2 protein-coding genes are annotated in these 1,292 nt (G+C 74.3%); both read left to right on the top strand.

The window, feature by feature from the left end; genetic code table 11:
• Positions 1-336, top strand: a 336-nt coding sequence (locus tag G6R24_RS21000; RefSeq protein WP_163550843.1) for a MarR family transcriptional regulator, incomplete at its 5' end; no start/stop codon positions are given.
• The coding region (locus G6R24_RS21005) for an MFS transporter (protein WP_225438888.1) at positions 333-1,292 on the top strand (960 nt) is incomplete at its 3' end. The genes G6R24_RS21000 and G6R24_RS21005, both read left to right, overlap by 4 nt.

The raw sequence follows: 1,292 nt of genomic DNA on the forward strand, positions 1-1,292 counted from the left end.
ATCCGCACCTGGACGTTGGACGACACCGCCGTCCAGGCCCTGCCCCCGTCGGTATGGCACGCCGACACCACAGCGCCGCCGCCAGACCCAGGCCACGGGGAGCGGCACCTGACCCTGGTCGCAGACCCGGCGGACCAGTCCGGGCCGACGGCGAACCGGGATCGGGTCCTGCACGCCGTCCGCGACGGCGCCCGCACCGGCCAGGAGATCGGTGTTGCCACCGGGCTGCACAAGGGCACCGTCAGCCGGACCGTCACCGCCCTCCTCACCGCCGGCCAGCTCACCCGCACCCCGGGCGGCATCCTCACCACCAGCACTGGGGAGGTGTCGGCATGAGCCGCAAGCAGTGGACCTGCACCCCCGCCGCGGCGATGACCGTCGTGTCGATGGCCCTGACCCTCGCCGTCGTCATCGGCTGGCTCGGCTCGTTGATGCCCTGGCCGGTGGCCACCGTCGTCGGCCTGGGCATGGACGGCGGCTGGCTGGCCACCCTCGCCTACGAACGCCGCCTCGCCGCCCAAGGCGACCACTCCGGTGTCGTGTCCGGCCTGGGCTGGACCTTCGGCCTCCTCGCCACCGGTGTGCTGATCGCCCATGCGCTCGTCGGCCCGTCGGCGGCGGGCTGGCTGGCGGTGGCCTGGCTACCGCTGGCCGCGAAAGCGCTGTGGCTGGTCCACGGCCTGTGGGAACGCACCGCCCTCACCCCAACCGCCCTGGAAGAGATCCGCACCATCCGCCAGGCCCGCGACGACGCCGCCGTCTCCCGAGCCCGACTGTCCGCCCAGGCCGCCGCCGAGGAGACCCGGCTTGCCGCGGTGACCGCCGCCGGGGCGCGGGTGGCCCGGGTACAGGCCCGCACCGCGCACACCCTCGCCGCCGCCTGGACGGCCCTCGCCGCCGCCCGCGACGGTGACGGCACCGGTACCGCGCTGGCTTGCGTGACGAGCCAGGGCGCACCTCGGTGGGAGCTCCCCGCCTGGCAGCAGGTGAACACCCAGGTGGACACCTCACCGACAGGGGTGGACACCCCTGCTGTCCACCTGAACACCCCTGCGATTGCGCAGGTCAGCGGGCTGTCGCCGGAACCTGCCGTCCAGGTGAACACCAACCCGGCTGTTCAGGTGGACACCCAGGGGGACACCCCGTCAGCAGGGGCGAACACCCAGGTGAACACCCCTGCTGTTCGCCTGGACCCGGCCGCGGCCCGCGCCGCGATCGTGGCCGCCTACCAGGAGGGCCTGAGCGTCCGACAGGCCGCCGGCCGGGCCACCCGCTCCCGCAGCTGGGTCCAA

Origin of the sequence: Candidatus Frankia nodulisporulans (genome assembly GCF_902806475.1) — a bacterium.
Lineage (GTDB): Bacteria > Actinomycetota > Actinomycetes > Frankiales > Frankiaceae > Frankia > Frankia umida.